This window comes from Gilliamella sp. W8128 (assembly GCF_016100545.1).
Classification (GTDB): domain Bacteria; phylum Pseudomonadota; class Gammaproteobacteria; order Enterobacterales; family Orbaceae; genus Gilliamella; species Gilliamella apis.
This window is the reverse complement of record NZ_JACFSE010000007.1, coordinates 79,886-93,194: the sequence shown is the minus strand read 5'-3', so window position 1 is coordinate 93,194 and position 13,309 is coordinate 79,886. Positions and strand designations below refer to the sequence as shown.

Genomic DNA, 13,309 nt, shown 5'->3' with positions numbered 1-13,309 from the left:
TATCCTTTATAAAATGGTTACTTGAAGATTATCTGCTTCCATTTGTTTAAAATATTTTAGTGTTTTTACTTTAAGATCATCAGTGCTTGTCTCATCACAAACAATAATTGATTTTGGATGCATTTGTAATGCGGAAACAGTCCATAAATGGTTAACACTTCCTTCTACCGCTGCTTGCAATGCCAAACTTTTGTTGTGTCCACAAACTAATAAAATTACCTCTTCGGCATCCATTAATGTTGCAACACCAATGGTTAATGCATGTTTTGGCACTTGTTTGATATCATTATCAAAAAAGCGTGAATTAGCAATAATTGTATCTTCAGTTAAGGTTTTGATACGAGTTCGTGAACAAAGTGAAGAACCTGGCTCATTAAATGCTATATGACCATCTTGGCCCACGCCACCAAGGAAAATATTGATTTTGCCATAGGATTTGATTTTTTCTTCATATTCTTGGCATTCTTGTTCTATATCAGCTGCATTACCATTTAATATATGGATGTTGTTTTTATCAATATCAATATGGTTGAAGAAATTTTCATACATAAAAGTGTGATAACTTTGTGGATGATCTTCAGGAATACCGACATACTCGTCCATATTAAATGTCACGACATGTTTAAAACTTACTTTACCCGCTTGGTACTGTTTAATTAGTTGTTGATACATTACTAATGGTGAACTTCCCGTTGGTAAACCTAGTAAAAAAGGACGATCTGCAGTTGGATTAAATTGATTAATTTTGTTTACGATGCGCTGAGCAACCCACGCGCCAACTTCTTGCGCATTTTTTAAAGGAATAAGTCTCATAAAATATAATCTCTTCTGATATAATTGAATAAATCTTTTTTTTTAAAGTAAAAAATGTTGTAGTTATTTTACTATATTAAACTAATTAAGCAAAAAAAAAGCGTGATATAAATCACAAAAAGCAAACATTTAATTTGCGAAGTAAAATAATATAATGTCAAATATATTTGACTTACTTCTTTTACTTAACGATGTGAGATTTTATTATTTTTAAGTAACTCCCTAATGATAATATGAGGCAAAACTATGGGAATTTTAGCTTATTTACAACGAATTGGGCGCTCTTTAATGGTGCCCGTGGCAGTATTACCTGCTGCAGCAATACTTTTAGGTATTGGTTATTGGATTGATTCAGATGGTTGGGGTGCCAACAATATTGCTGCGGCATTTTTGATTAAATCCGGCAGTGCTATTATCGATAATATGCCAATTCTTTTCGCAATCGGTGTTGCGTATGGTATGTCTAAAGATAAAGATGGCGCAGCAGCATTATCTGGATTGGTAGGCTTTTTAATCATTACTACACTATTATCACCAAATACTATTGCCCTATTTGAAGGTGTTGATACCAGTGTAAAAGGTTGGGAGGCACAGATATCCCCCTCTTTTTTCAAGATAAATAACCAATTTATCGGTATTTTAGTTGGGATTATGTCTGCTGAACTATATAACCGCTTTAGTTCTGTTGAACTACATAAAACATTAGCTTTTTTCAGTGGTAAGCGTTTGGTTCCAATCATTGTATCTATTGTGATGTTACTTGTTTCTGTAGTGCTATATTTTATTTGGCCTATGGTCTTTAGCGCATTAGTATCTTTTGGTGAATGGATTAAGAATTTAGGTTCAGTAGGTGCAGGTATTTATGGCTTCTTTAACCGTTTATTAATTCCTGTTGGCCTACACCATGCTTTAAACTCAGTATTTTGGTTTGACGTTGCTGGTGTTAATGATATTCCTAACTTCTTAGGCGGACAAGGTTCTATTGAATCTGGTAAAGCGATTGCAGGTATAACTGGTCGTTATCAAGCAGGTTTCTTCCCTATTATGATGTTTGGTTTACCTGGCGCTGCACTGGCAATTTATCATACTGCTAAAAAAGGTAATAAAGATAAAACAGCTTCAATCATGTTAGCGGCATCTTTTGCGGCCTTCTTTACTGGTATTACTGAACCATTAGAGTTTGCGTTTATGTTTGTTGCGCCTGTGTTATATGTAATCCATGCTGTTTTAACGGGGATCTCTCTATTTATTGCTGCAACAATGCAATGGATATCTGGATTTGCATTCAGTGCAGGTTTAATCGATATGTTGTTACAATCTCGTAACCCATTAGCTGTACATTGGTATATGTTAATTCTACAAGGTATCGTATTCTTCTTTGTTTACTATATCGTATTCCGCTTTGTAATTGTGAAATTCAATCTTAAAACGCCGGGTCGTGAAGATGATGTTGCTAATGCAACTGAAATTACTGAAGAAACATCAGCACAAGAAAATGCACCAGTTGGTGGTGATTTATCTAAACTTGCTGAACAATATTTAGTAGTTATTGGTGGTAAAGAAAACTTAACTAATATTGATTCATGTATTACTCGTTTACGTTTGAATGTTCATGATACCGATCTAATTGATGAACAAGCAGCTAAAGCACTAGGTGCAATGGCAGTTATAAAATTAGGTAAAACAGGCGTACAAATCGTAGTTGGTCAACAAGCTGAAAAGATTGCAGATCAAATGAAAAAACTTGTTTAATCGAAATTTTATCTAACAAATTTTAGTAAAATTATCCCTGTGACTTAATCAGTAATGATAAAAGTCATGGGGATTTTTATATTGTTTTAAAAACGATTGCTCTATTTTTTGGTAACTAAAATATTGATAAGATTATATAAAAATTTTGAGGAAACGGTTTTTTTAGCAGGCTTTAGAAGCGTAAAATCACATCTTGATTGGCTAATAGTTGAGTTAACTGATTCTTATCAATTACTTGGTTTGCAATATTGAGGGGAGTCTGGCTTAATTTACGTTCATCTAATGATGCTTTACAGACATAAACATCTTCAATGTCATAAAGTTCCAACATATTAAAAGTGGCAATATAATCACGCATTAATATCAACTCTGGATGTTGATTAGCTAATAGATGAAATACACCATCGCCGATAAAAAAGACAGATATATGATTGAATGTTGAAAGGGCTAAAGCGGTATCTAATGCTTCTCGACCTTTGGCAGTGCTATGTGGTGCTGAGCTAATAATGATTGCTACTTTTTTCATGTTATCTGCCTATATTTAAAATTGTAGAACTCGATCTGAACTTGCTACTGCTTCACTCAACTCGCCAAGACCGGTTAGTTCAAAATATTCGGCAAGATTATTTTCACTGATACCACGTCTTTGCGCGGCTGCTACGCAAACAGTCAGTTTTAACGAATACTGTTTTGCTAAGCGTTGCCAAGCTTTGACTAGATCAAATTCATCATTGGCTGGATCACTATAACAATTAGCATTATAAACGCCGTCAGCATAGAAAAATATGTTAGCAATTGAATGGTTACTATTTGCAAGCAGTGTTTGAGCAAATTGATAGGCACAATAAGCAGATTGGGTCCCATAAGCGGGACCCATAATAACCAATGTATAACTTAATGGTTTCATCAAATTAGTTAGCTGCTGGTTGATTTTGCTCTTGCGTTTGTTCTGGCTCAGTTGATGATGCTGGATTATTTTCCTTATCATCATCAATACCAAGTAGTTCAACTTCAAAAACTAGCGTTGATGCTGGTGTAATACTTGCTTTGTCACCTTGACTCGGGAAGCTTTGGTCACCATATCCTAATTCAGGTGGCACAACTAATTTAATTTTACCACCAACACCAACTAATTGGATCCCTTCTGTCCAACCTTTAATTACTCCATTAAGTGGGAAAGTTGCAGGTTCGTTACGATCATAAGAACTATCAAATGTACGGCCATCTGTTAATGTACCAACATAATGAACAATAACGGTATCTTCTGCTGACGGATGACGACCGGTTCCTTCATTAAGAATTTTATACATTAAACCAGATTTAGTTTTAATTACACCTTCTTGCTTAGCAAAATCCTCGCGATATTTTTCACCAGCAGCAGTATTTTCAGTTTTTTGTTTTTCAAAACGAGCTTGGCTTTCTTCTTGAATTCGTTTACCAAATGCATCTAATACATTTTTAACTTCATCTTGGCTAAGTTGTGAGGCACCACGCATGGTTTCATTAAAGCCACTGATTAGGTATTCTTGATCGGCAGTTACTTCATTTTGTTCTAAATTTGATTTCATATAGTTAGCAAATGAAGAACCTAATGCGTAAGCTTCTTTTTGCGCATCAGTTGATATTGTCACTTTATCCGCTGAGTTTTGCGCAGTCGTTGCTTCAGTTTTACTTTCTGTCGCATTGGTATTAGCATTTTCAGTGCTATTTGCCGGTGCAGTGGTTGTTGTTGCTGGTGCTTTGTTTTCTTCAGTGGTTTTTTTGTCATCACAGCCAGCCAATGCTAATACGATAGCACTACTTACTAATGTCATTTTTATAAATGATTTCATTCTACTCTCCAAGTTAAATATCTTTTTAGCTAAATATTGAACATATTATATATGATCTAATATAGTATAAAATAGTATTTACATATCATTTAGATAATTTATTGCATTTATTTGATTTTTTAGTCATTAGGAATTTTAAAATTTGTGGCTTAAATCACTCCTTGAGTGAAAGTGGTATCCTCAGTTATAATACAAATAATTTATAGCAAATAATGTATAAGGATAGCTATTTTGACTACCGAACTTAATACCCTTGATATTGAAGAAATTATTAGTTTACTTCCACACCGTTATCCGTTTTTGATGGTTGATCGTGTACTTAGTTATGAGAAAGGTAAAACATTAAAAGCCATTAAAAATGTAACTGTAAATGAACCATTCTTCCAAGGTCACTTCCCGAATAAACCTATTTTCCCAGGCGTTTTAATTTTAGAAGCGATGGCGCAAGCAACTGGAATTTTAGCCTTTAAAAGTATTGAAGAATTGTCACCAGGACAACTTTATTATTTTGCTTCAATAGATAAAGCTCGTTTTAAACGACCAGTGGTGCCAGGTGATCAAATTATGCTTGATGTTGAATATATTAAAGAGCGTCGAGGCATTGCATTGTTCCATGGTGTTGCAACTGTCGATGGCAAATTAGTTTGCGAAGCTGAAATGATGTGTGCTCGTAAATAATAATGATTTTTGAAATATCCCAAAAGTATTAAGGAATTGCTATGGCAACGGAAATACACCCAAGTTCAGTAATAGAAAAGGGGGCAAAGATTGGTGATAATGTCAAAATCGGGCCTTTTTGTTATATTGGTGAAAATGTTGAAATAGGTGATGGTACCTTTTTAAAATCACATGTTGTCGTTAATGGACACACCAAAATTGGTCAAAATAATCAAATTTATCAATTTGCTTCAATTGGTGAAGTTAACCAAGATCTGAAATATCGTGGTGAACCAACTCGCACCGAAATTGGTGATCGCAATATGATTCGTGAAAGTGTGACGATTCATCGTGGCACAGTTCAAGGTGGTGAGTTAACCCGTATTGGTAGTGATAATTTATTGATGATTAATGCCCATGTTGCGCATGATTGTATCATTGGTGATCGTTGTATTTTGGCTAATAATGCCACGCTCGGTGGTCATGTTCAGTTAGATGATCATGTGATTATTGGCGGTATGACCGCAGTACACCAATTTTGTGTAATCGGTTCTCACGTTATGGTTGGCGGTTGTTCTGGCGTTGCTCAAGATGTACCTCCTTATGTTATTGCTCAAGGAAATCACGCAACACCACATGGCGTCAATTATGAAGGCTTGAAACGTCGTGGCTTCAGTAAAGAAGCACTACAAGCCATCCGTAACACGTACAAAATTCTATATCGAAATGGATTAACGCTTGACGATGCAAAAGTTGAAATTGCAATGCTAGCTAAACAGTATCCAGAAGTACAGCTGTTTAACGACTTTTTTGCTCGTTCAACCCGAGGCATTATCCGTTAATGACAGATAAGCAGTTAACTATTGCTCTGGTCGCTGGTGAAACATCTGGCGATATTCTTGGTGCTGGTTTAATTCGCACTCTTAAAAAACACCATCCTAATATTAAATTTGTCGGTATTGCTGGTCCACTAATGCAAACTGAAGGTTGCCAAGCTTGGTATGAAATGGATGAGCTATCAGTGATGGGGATTGTTGAGGTATTAGGTCGGCTACGGCGTATTTTAGCTATTCGTCGTGATATTACTAAACGTTTGATTGATCTCAAACCCGATGTTTTTATTGGTATTGATGCGCCGGATTTTAATCTCTCGTTAGAAGGTAAACTTAAGCAAGCTGGTATTAAAACGATTCATTATGTCAGTCCTTCTGTTTGGGCTTGGAAGCAAAAGCGGGTGTTTAAGATTAAACGCAATACAAATTTAATTTTAGCTTTTCTGCCTTTCGAGAAAGCCTTTTATGATAAATTTGATGTACCTTGTCGATTTATTGGTCATAAAATGGCTGATGATATTCCCCTCGAACCCAATCAAACAGCTATGCGTCAACAGTTAGGTATTCCTGTTGATTGCCAATGCTTAGCCTTATTGCCTGGCAGTCGCCATGCCGAAGTGACATTATTATCTGAGCCTTTTTTAAAAGCAGCGCAATTGTTACGTGATAAATTCCCTGATTTACATATTGTAGTTCCATTAGTGAATAGCAAAAGAAGAGCAGAATTTGAACAAATAAAGGCAGAGATTGCACCAGAGCTTAAGCTGCAATTATTAGATGGTCGTGCTCGGGAAGCGATGATTGCCAGTAATGCTGCAATTTTAGCTTCAGGGACGGTGGCACTTCAGTGTATGCTGGCTAAATGCCCAATGGTTGTTGGCTATAAAATGAAAGCTTTCACCTTTTGGTTGGCGAAAAAACTTATCAAAACCGCTTATGTTTCTCTACCCAATATTCTAGCGGGTAAAGAAATCGTCCCTGAATTATTACAGCACGACTGTACACCAGAAAATATCGCTAATCATGTTCTTCCTTTTTTAGAAGGTGACAACACCGAACTAAAAGCAACATTTTTAGCTTTGCATAAACAAATTCGCTGTAATGCTGATGAACAAGCTGCCCAGGCGGTATTAGATGTATTAGAGGATTCCCCTTGTTATTAGAGTTTACTTACCCTGATGCGACATTAATTGCCGGTGTTGATGAAGTTGGTCGCGGACCACTTTGTGGCGATGTCGTAACTGCTGCGGTGATTTTAGATCCGAATAAACCGATTGAGGGATTAACTGATTCTAAAAAATTATCAGAAAAAAAACGTGAAGCACTCTTTGATATTATTAAACAAGATGCATTAGCATGGTGTGTCGCTAGAGCATCGGTTGATGAAATTGATGAACTCAATATCCTACATGCTACCATGCTGGCAATGCAACGAGCGGTGGCTGGCTTAAACATTAAACCAAATTATGTGTTAGTTGACGGTAATCGTTGCCCTAATTTTGGTATTCGAACCCAAGCAGTGGTTAAAGGTGATCTGTTAGTGGCTGAAATTAGTGCTGCATCGATCTTAGCCAAAGTGACCCGTGATCGTGAAATGGTTGAGCTTGATAAGTTATACCCTCAATATGGTTTAGCCAAACATAAAGGCTATCCAACCAAAGATCATTTAAACGCCATTGAACAACATGGCGTGAATCATCTATATCGTAAAAGCTTTGCACCAATAAAAAGATTATTACTAATTTAATCGCGCTTATCAACTGTGCTAAGTAGTGGTGAATTAAATATCGCAACCGGTGATATCACCGTTTCTTGATATGGAATGTTATTACCATAACGTTCTTTTAGTTTTTGTTTAACCGCTGGCGATGATAAATTAAAATCTTTAATTGTTTGTAATTGACCAATTTTTAATTTAAGCGCTCGATTATAAATTTTCCACACTAATTCTGAACAATAAATATATTTGTCATCCCAACCAAACCAAATATCGTAAGGTTTGTTTTCAAATTTATGGGCAACTTGTTTTAAACTGGTAATTTCTTGCTGAGATAAAGGATGATTTTTTAACCGTTTAATCACATATGTTTTATTTTTACCACGATTTATCCATTTATCTAACGGGGTATAAATAACTTTACTTGCTGCTTCAAAAACATAAGGTTTGCCATTTTTAATAAAAATGATTCCTACATGACTATAAGGTGAATTTGTTGCTTGCTCAATGGCTTTACTTTGGTTTGATTGAGAAGATTGGAAAATAATATCGCCATCGTGTGGCTGATAATTTGCTATAGCTGTGTAACTAGCGAAAAGTAAACTAAAAATGAAAATAAAACGCATCATCTATTATCTAAAAATTGTAATTAAGATAATAGTATAAGCGAAAACAGCTACTTAACAAAATTTTTCAGTAGCTGTTAAATATTTTTTAACAATTAATCACGATTACTAAAAATCGAAGTTGATTTGGTTTTATACATAAATTTGCTAGCACTGGCGAAACGAATAGTTTTGAAAATACCAAGTAAGCTTGCTTGATGCATACGATAGAGTAGTTTGTGGATCATTAAAGCGAAAAATCCTTTCACTCCCATTTGACTATTACCAATTAATTTGACTACACCTTCAGCGGTATCATGTAATGAAATCACAGTACCTTTATCAGTGTATTTAAATGTTTTTAATGATTGGTTGTTTAATAATCTAACGATATTTTCATAGCAAATTTTTGCCATTTGATGAGCTGCTTGAGCGGTAGGTGGTGAAGCATGACCATTGTCTTGCATTGCGTATGCACAATCACCAATAACAAAAATACTGTCATCACGAGATGTTTGTAATGTTGGTTTTACCACTAATTGATTTGATCGGCTTGATTCTAGACCAGCGATCTCTTTTAAATAATCAGGCGCTTTAACGCCAGCAGTCCAAATCATCATATCGGCTTTAATGGTTTCGCCTTCTTTCGGATAAAATCCATCACTTTCCGCTTTAGTGATCATGGTATTAGTTAATACATGAATTCCTTGTTTTTTTAGTGTGTTAGTAATACTAGCTGCGGTTTTTTCTGGTAAAGCCGGTAAAATACGATCGGTTGCTTCAATAACTGAAACATCTAACAGATCGGAACACATTTTATTTCGACCGCAAGCACCAAACGTTTCCACCATATGAGGTAGTTCAGAAGCTAATTCAACTCCTGTCGCACCACCGCCAACGATAGCAATATGAATTTTATCTTCTTTTTTGGATTGATCGTCATCAATGATCGAACAAAAACCAGTAAATTTATTAATTAAAGTTTCACGTAGGCGAATAGCGGCATTTTGGTCATCTAAAAAGATACAATGTTCTTTCACACCAGGGGTACCAAAGTCATTAGAAGTGCTACCAATAGCAATAACTAAAATATCATAATCAACAAGAACAGTTTCATCGTTATGATTGATAATGCTAATTTGCTTTTGGTTGCGATCAAGGTTTGTGAAAGTTCCTTGGGTAAATTCGAAATTATGCTGTTGTCCTTGCGATGCATAATAAATATTATCAACTTGCTCATCAAGTACACCAGTTGCTACTTCATGTAATAGTGGTTTCCATAAATGATAACTGTTTTTATCAATTAAGGTAATTTGAGCTTTATCAGTTTTGCCTAATTTATCTCCTAAGTCGGTAGCAAGCTCTAAACCGCCAGCACCTCCGCCAATAATAATTATTTTTTGCATATTTTAAGCCTTATTATTTCAATTAAAAAATATCATACTAAATAAGTAGGTTTTTATCTATTTCTTTTGACTGATAACATTTATAAATAAAATCTATTAAAATGATGGTTTACAATTATTGAAATTTATTTAAGGCTAAAATAGAATAATCTGTAATATAGTTGTAAATAATTCCTTCTAATTGTTATTTGAGCATAAAATATAGCTTTGATTGTTTAAATTCAGCACGATATCCCATGATATAATATTTGTAATTGAAGTATGCTAATTCTTTATTACATACAATTATCCTAGTTGTTTAGGTCTTATCTGATACTTATTAATCTAAAAAATATATGAATAAAAAAATTTTTATTGTAATTGCATTGATTGTTATTTTAATTTCAATGACGATTTTAATTCGTGCTCATAGTAGCCAGCTAATTTTGCAAGGTGAAGTGGATGCACCTAATGTTAGCATTTCCTCAAAAGCAAAGGGGCGAGTGCAGACTATTCATGTCAATCGAGGTGATGATGTTAAGCAAAATGATATCTTAATTACACTCGATAGTCCTGAATTGTTAGCGCAAGTTAAAGCCGCTGAAGCAGCCAGAGAGCAAGCACAAGCACAAGTGCAACTTTCTCAAAATGGTACTCGAGAAGAGAGTATTCGTTATTATGAAGCATTACTTGAACAAGCTAAAGTTGCTTACGATAACGCCTCTAAAGAATACAATCGTAACAAAGCGATTTCGGCCAAAGGTTTTGTCTCTCAATCAATATTAGATAGTACGCTAAAAACTCGCGATGCGGCTTACCAACAAGTATTGTCAGCTCAAGCTAATTTAGATCAAGCCAAAAATGGCGATCGGGTTGAACAACGTGAAATCTATAATGCTAAATTAAAAGAAGCCGAAGAACAGCTTAAACAATTGCAGATCCAATACGATGATTTGCAAGTTAAAGCGCCAGTAGACGGTGAAGTAGGTTCAATTCCTGCTGAAGTTGGCGAGCTATTTAATCCTAATAGTCCACTATTAACGGTTATTCGCTTACCGCAAGCTTATTTTGTGTTTAATCTGCGTGAAAATATTATGCCTAATATTCACAAAGGTGATCATGTTAAGCTGGAAGTTCCTGCGCTTAGTAATAAAGAAATTGAAGCTGAAATTCGTTTTATTGCGCCAATGGGAGATTATGCTACTAAACGGGCAACCCGAGCGACTGGTGATTTTGATTTAAAAACGTTTGAAATTAGACTTTATCCAACTAAACCTGTAGAGGGCTTACGTGCAGGTATGAGTACATTATGGAAAATCGACGACTAATTTTAGACTTCTGGCATCGCTTTAAAGACGCATTTAACGATGAAATCCCAGATATATTTAAGCGCTTTACTTTCCACTGGTTAATGTGGATTTTACCGCTGATTATCTTTGTGATCATCAGTAGTATCTTTTACCGAGGAGTGTTATTTGATCTGCCAGTAGGCTATGTCGATCAAGATAAAAGTATTTTATCTCGTGAAATTGTTCGCGATCTTAATGCTGGTGCGCATGCAAATTTATTCAATTATGATAATCAGCTTGAGAGCGCAGAACGCGATTTAGAAAAAGCAAAAATCTACGCTATTTTGTATATTCCACCTAATTTTGAAGCTGATGTGTTAGCCGGTCGTCAACCAACGCCGATGCTCTATTATAATGCTTTATACTATAGTGCTGGCCTCTATTCTATAATGGATTATTCAGGTTTAATAGCCTCATTAAATACTCAATATCGTACTACAATGGCGACGAGTATTGGTTTGCCGGTACCGAAACTTGCACAAGTTAATTTCAATTATGATGGGCTATTTAATGCCAGTGGTAACTCAATGTACTTTCAGCAGTTTTCTGCAGTAGTACATTTATTACAACTATTTGTTGTAACGACAACTATTTATATTTTATCTCGCTTGCCTAAGCGAACTCGGCCTAATTATCCGTTTGTTTTGGGTAAATTAGCACCTTATACCATTTGGTATACTATGTTATTAATGTTTGAAATAGCAATGCTGGTGTTATTTTCTGATGCTCGAGTATCAGGTTCGCCATTCGCTATGATGCTAGTAGTGTTTTTTTATGTGATTGCAGCACAAAGTATCGGTATTTTACTTTATTCGTTTACCAAAAATGTATTAGATGCTTATACCTATATTGGGGTGTTAGTTGGATTGGCATTAACTTATTCGGGGGTGGTTGTGCCAGAATTGTCAATGCCGTGGATAGCGAGATTTATTTCGTCCCTTGAACCTTTAACCTATGCGCTTAATAAATTATTCGATCTATTTTTACGGCATTCTAGTTATCTATCCGTATTGAAAACCTGCGCTATTTTAATGATCTATCCAATAATTATTACAGTATTAGTAAGAAAACGTTTAGTCAAACGTTTACATTCACAGTAAGAGGCAATGTTGGCATGCTTAAGCTATTTCTATCTTCAGCAGTAAAAATGTTTTTTTATATGCTAATGCGACCAATGTGGCTGTTGCTGTTAGTGTCTGTTTCGTTAATGAGTTTAGTATATGTAAATGGTACCATCACCAATTTGCCGGTTGCGATTGTTGATCAAGATCATACTACCACCAGTCGAAGTCTGATTCGTTCTTTAAATACCAGTTCCAAAATTGATGTGCTTACTTATGAAAATTCATTGCAAGCCTACGATGATATTAACAGCCGTAAATTATTTGCGGTGTTCACCATTCCACGGGATTTTGAAAAGCGACTATTGAATGGTGAGGATGTGACAATCCCTGCTTATGGCGATGCATCTAGCCGTTTAGCAAATGGTTTGATACAGGTGGATATTAGAGGAATATATCAACAAATATTGACCGAATATAATACGCGGGTGATGCGGAATAGTGGTTTTTCTGATCCACAGATTAATATCATCTTATCACCAATTAAAGGGCAAACAATGCCGCTTTATAATGCTGGTATCAGTTTTGCGGCGATAACTTTCCCTGGTTTGTTAGTTATGTTATTGCAACATACCTTTTTAATAGCTTCAACACGAACTAATCTAACTTTGCATTCACTACCACAAGGCAAACCGCCAAAAATTGTCATATTTGGTAGTTTGTGTGGCCTTATTCCGATATGGTTATTTTTGTCTTTAGTCCTGTTTGGATTATGGCCATGGGTGCTTGGTTATCGGCAATTAGCTAGCATACCAGCGATTTTGGTGATGACATTTCCGCTATTATTAGGCGTATTAGGTTTAAGTAAATTACTGACTGAATGTTTACATCGAACCGAGATGATTTACTTAACTTTAGCTTTTTTGACAACACCGGTATTTTATCTATCCGGTACCATATGGCCACTTGATGCCATGCCGTTATGGGTACAAACGGTATCACGGATGTTACCATCAACTTGGGCAACCAATATGATTGCTGGCGTAAATCAGATGGGATTAGGTTTGTCAGATAATTTATTTAATATCTTTATGATTCTATTTCTTGGTGCAATTTATGGTTCGTTAGGTTTTTTTATTGCTGCATTACGAGAGGGTAAAATCAGAGGATACATCAGAAAAATAAAGAAATTTATGCATTCCAATAATAAAAAAATTGATAATAAACCATCAATTAGTTAGTGCTAATGGATGAATATACTATCAATTACTGATATGATGAATGATTGATTTTTTCGCAAAAAAA

Annotated in this window: 14 protein-coding genes; 8 read left to right on the top strand and 6 right to left on the bottom strand. The window is 35.3% G+C overall.

The annotated features are described in order from the left end of the window. Positions 1-6 precede the first annotated feature (6 nt). Entirely contained in the window at positions 7-813 is an 807-nt protein-coding gene (gene nagB / locus H3U97_RS08610) for a glucosamine-6-phosphate deaminase (protein WP_065579093.1), read from the bottom strand. 246 nt (positions 814-1,059) lie between these two features. Here nagB and nagE point away from each other — a divergent pair, with 246 nt between their 5' ends. After that, entirely contained in the window at positions 1,060-2,565 is a 1,506-nt protein-coding gene (gene nagE, locus H3U97_RS08605; RefSeq protein ID WP_086321074.1) for an N-acetylglucosamine-specific PTS transporter subunit IIBC, read from the top strand. A 172-nt stretch (positions 2,566-2,737) separates the two neighbouring features. Here the strand turns inward: nagE and tusC are convergent, their stop codons facing one another. From tusC to fkpA, 3 genes are read right to left on the bottom strand one after another with little or no spacing between them, the layout of a single operon-like run. After that, positions 2,738-3,091, bottom strand: a complete 354-nt coding sequence (gene tusC, locus H3U97_RS08600; protein ID WP_065613665.1) for a sulfurtransferase complex subunit TusC — start codon at positions 3,089-3,091, stop codon at positions 2,738-2,740. 15 nt (positions 3,092-3,106) lie between these two features. Beyond that, a complete protein-coding gene (tusD, locus tag H3U97_RS08595; protein ID WP_065613667.1) occupies positions 3,107-3,472 on the bottom strand; it encodes a sulfurtransferase complex subunit TusD in 366 nt (121 codons plus the stop codon). 4 nt (positions 3,473-3,476) lie between these two features. After that, the gene (fkpA, locus tag H3U97_RS08590) at positions 3,477-4,397 is read right to left on the bottom strand and encodes an FKBP-type peptidyl-prolyl cis-trans isomerase (RefSeq protein ID WP_065579097.1); all 921 of its coding nucleotides are present in this window, start codon (positions 4,395-4,397) and stop codon (positions 3,477-3,479) included. 231 nt (positions 4,398-4,628) lie between these two features. On the opposite strand from fkpA, the gene fabZ reads away from it, so the two are divergent. Genes fabZ through rnhB form a run of 4 tightly spaced genes read left to right on the top strand, consistent with a single transcriptional unit; the run spans position 4,629 to position 7,634 of the window. Further along, positions 4,629-5,075, top strand: coding sequence for a 3-hydroxyacyl-ACP dehydratase FabZ (gene fabZ, locus H3U97_RS08585; protein WP_034903732.1), 447 nt, complete (start codon positions 4,629-4,631; stop codon positions 5,073-5,075). A gap of 41 nt (positions 5,076-5,116) precedes the next feature. Then, positions 5,117-5,896 carry an acyl-ACP--UDP-N-acetylglucosamine O-acyltransferase gene (lpxA, locus tag H3U97_RS08580; RefSeq protein WP_034903735.1) on the top strand — a complete coding sequence of 260 codons (780 nt, stop codon included), beginning with the start codon at positions 5,117-5,119 and terminating at the stop codon, positions 5,894-5,896. Next, positions 5,896-7,050, top strand: coding sequence for a lipid-A-disaccharide synthase (lpxB, locus tag H3U97_RS08575; protein WP_198198715.1), 1,155 nt, complete (start codon positions 5,896-5,898; stop codon positions 7,048-7,050). The genes lpxA and lpxB overlap by 1 nt, the downstream gene beginning before the upstream one ends. After that, positions 7,041-7,634, top strand: a complete 594-nt coding sequence (rnhB, locus tag H3U97_RS08570) for a ribonuclease HII (protein WP_034903148.1) — start codon at positions 7,041-7,043, stop codon at positions 7,632-7,634. The genes lpxB and rnhB overlap by 10 nt, the downstream gene beginning before the upstream one ends. On the opposite strand, the gene H3U97_RS08565 is transcribed toward rnhB, so the two are convergent. Both H3U97_RS08565 and H3U97_RS08560 read right to left on the bottom strand, forming a co-directional pair. Beyond that, positions 7,631-8,230: a YiiX family permuted papain-like enzyme gene (locus H3U97_RS08565; RefSeq protein WP_370527384.1), complete on the bottom strand. Its 600-nt coding sequence runs from the start codon at positions 8,228-8,230 to the stop codon at positions 7,631-7,633. The two genes, rnhB and H3U97_RS08565, sit on opposite strands and share 4 nt — an antisense overlap. A gap of 95 nt (positions 8,231-8,325) precedes the next feature. After that, positions 8,326-9,615, bottom strand: a complete 1,290-nt coding sequence (locus tag H3U97_RS08560) for an NAD(P)/FAD-dependent oxidoreductase (RefSeq protein WP_065652034.1) — start codon at positions 9,613-9,615, stop codon at positions 8,326-8,328. Between the two features lie 335 nt (positions 9,616-9,950). Here H3U97_RS08560 and H3U97_RS08555 point away from each other — a divergent pair, with 335 nt between their 5' ends. The 3 genes from H3U97_RS08555 to H3U97_RS08545 are packed head-to-tail and all read left to right on the top strand — an operon-like array spanning position 9,951 to position 13,245. Then, positions 9,951-10,922, top strand: a complete 972-nt coding sequence (locus H3U97_RS08555) for an HlyD family secretion protein (protein WP_198198714.1) — start codon at positions 9,951-9,953, stop codon at positions 10,920-10,922. Further along, the gene (locus H3U97_RS08550; protein ID WP_198198713.1) at positions 10,904-12,043 is read left to right on the top strand and encodes an ABC transporter permease; all 1,140 of its coding nucleotides are present in this window, start codon (positions 10,904-10,906) and stop codon (positions 12,041-12,043) included. The genes H3U97_RS08555 and H3U97_RS08550 overlap by 19 nt, the downstream gene beginning before the upstream one ends. A gap of 14 nt (positions 12,044-12,057) precedes the next feature. Further along, positions 12,058-13,245 carry an ABC transporter permease gene (locus tag H3U97_RS08545; RefSeq protein WP_065652037.1) on the top strand — a complete coding sequence of 396 codons (1,188 nt, stop codon included), beginning with the start codon at positions 12,058-12,060 and terminating at the stop codon, positions 13,243-13,245. Positions 13,246-13,309 lie beyond the last annotated feature (64 nt).

Coding starts and splice junctions, on each gene's coding strand:
- H3U97_RS08560 (WP_065652034.1), bottom strand. CDS start 9,615: ATGCAAAAAATAATTATTATTGGCGGAGGTGCTGGCGGTTTAGAGCTT.
- H3U97_RS08550 (WP_198198713.1), top strand. CDS start 10,904: ATGGAAAATCGACGACTAATTTTAGACTTCTGGCATCGCTTTAAAGAC.
- fkpA (WP_065579097.1), bottom strand. CDS start 4,397: ATGAAATCATTTATAAAAATGACATTAGTAAGTAGTGCTATCGTATTA.
- nagB (WP_065579093.1), bottom strand. CDS start 813: ATGAGACTTATTCCTTTAAAAAATGCGCAAGAAGTTGGCGCGTGGGTT.
- lpxA (WP_034903735.1), top strand. CDS start 5,117: ATGGCAACGGAAATACACCCAAGTTCAGTAATAGAAAAGGGGGCAAAG.
- lpxB (WP_198198715.1), top strand. CDS start 5,896: ATGACAGATAAGCAGTTAACTATTGCTCTGGTCGCTGGTGAAACATCT.
- H3U97_RS08555 (WP_198198714.1), top strand. CDS start 9,951: ATGAATAAAAAAATTTTTATTGTAATTGCATTGATTGTTATTTTAATT.
- nagE (WP_086321074.1), top strand. CDS start 1,060: ATGGGAATTTTAGCTTATTTACAACGAATTGGGCGCTCTTTAATGGTG.
- H3U97_RS08565 (WP_370527384.1), bottom strand. CDS start 8,230: ATGCGTTTTATTTTCATTTTTAGTTTACTTTTCGCTAGTTACACAGCT.
- H3U97_RS08545 (WP_065652037.1), top strand. CDS start 12,058: ATGCTTAAGCTATTTCTATCTTCAGCAGTAAAAATGTTTTTTTATATG.
- tusD (WP_065613667.1), bottom strand. CDS start 3,472: ATGAAACCATTAAGTTATACATTGGTTATTATGGGTCCCGCTTATGGG.
- tusC (WP_065613665.1), bottom strand. CDS start 3,091: ATGAAAAAAGTAGCAATCATTATTAGCTCAGCACCACATAGCACTGCC.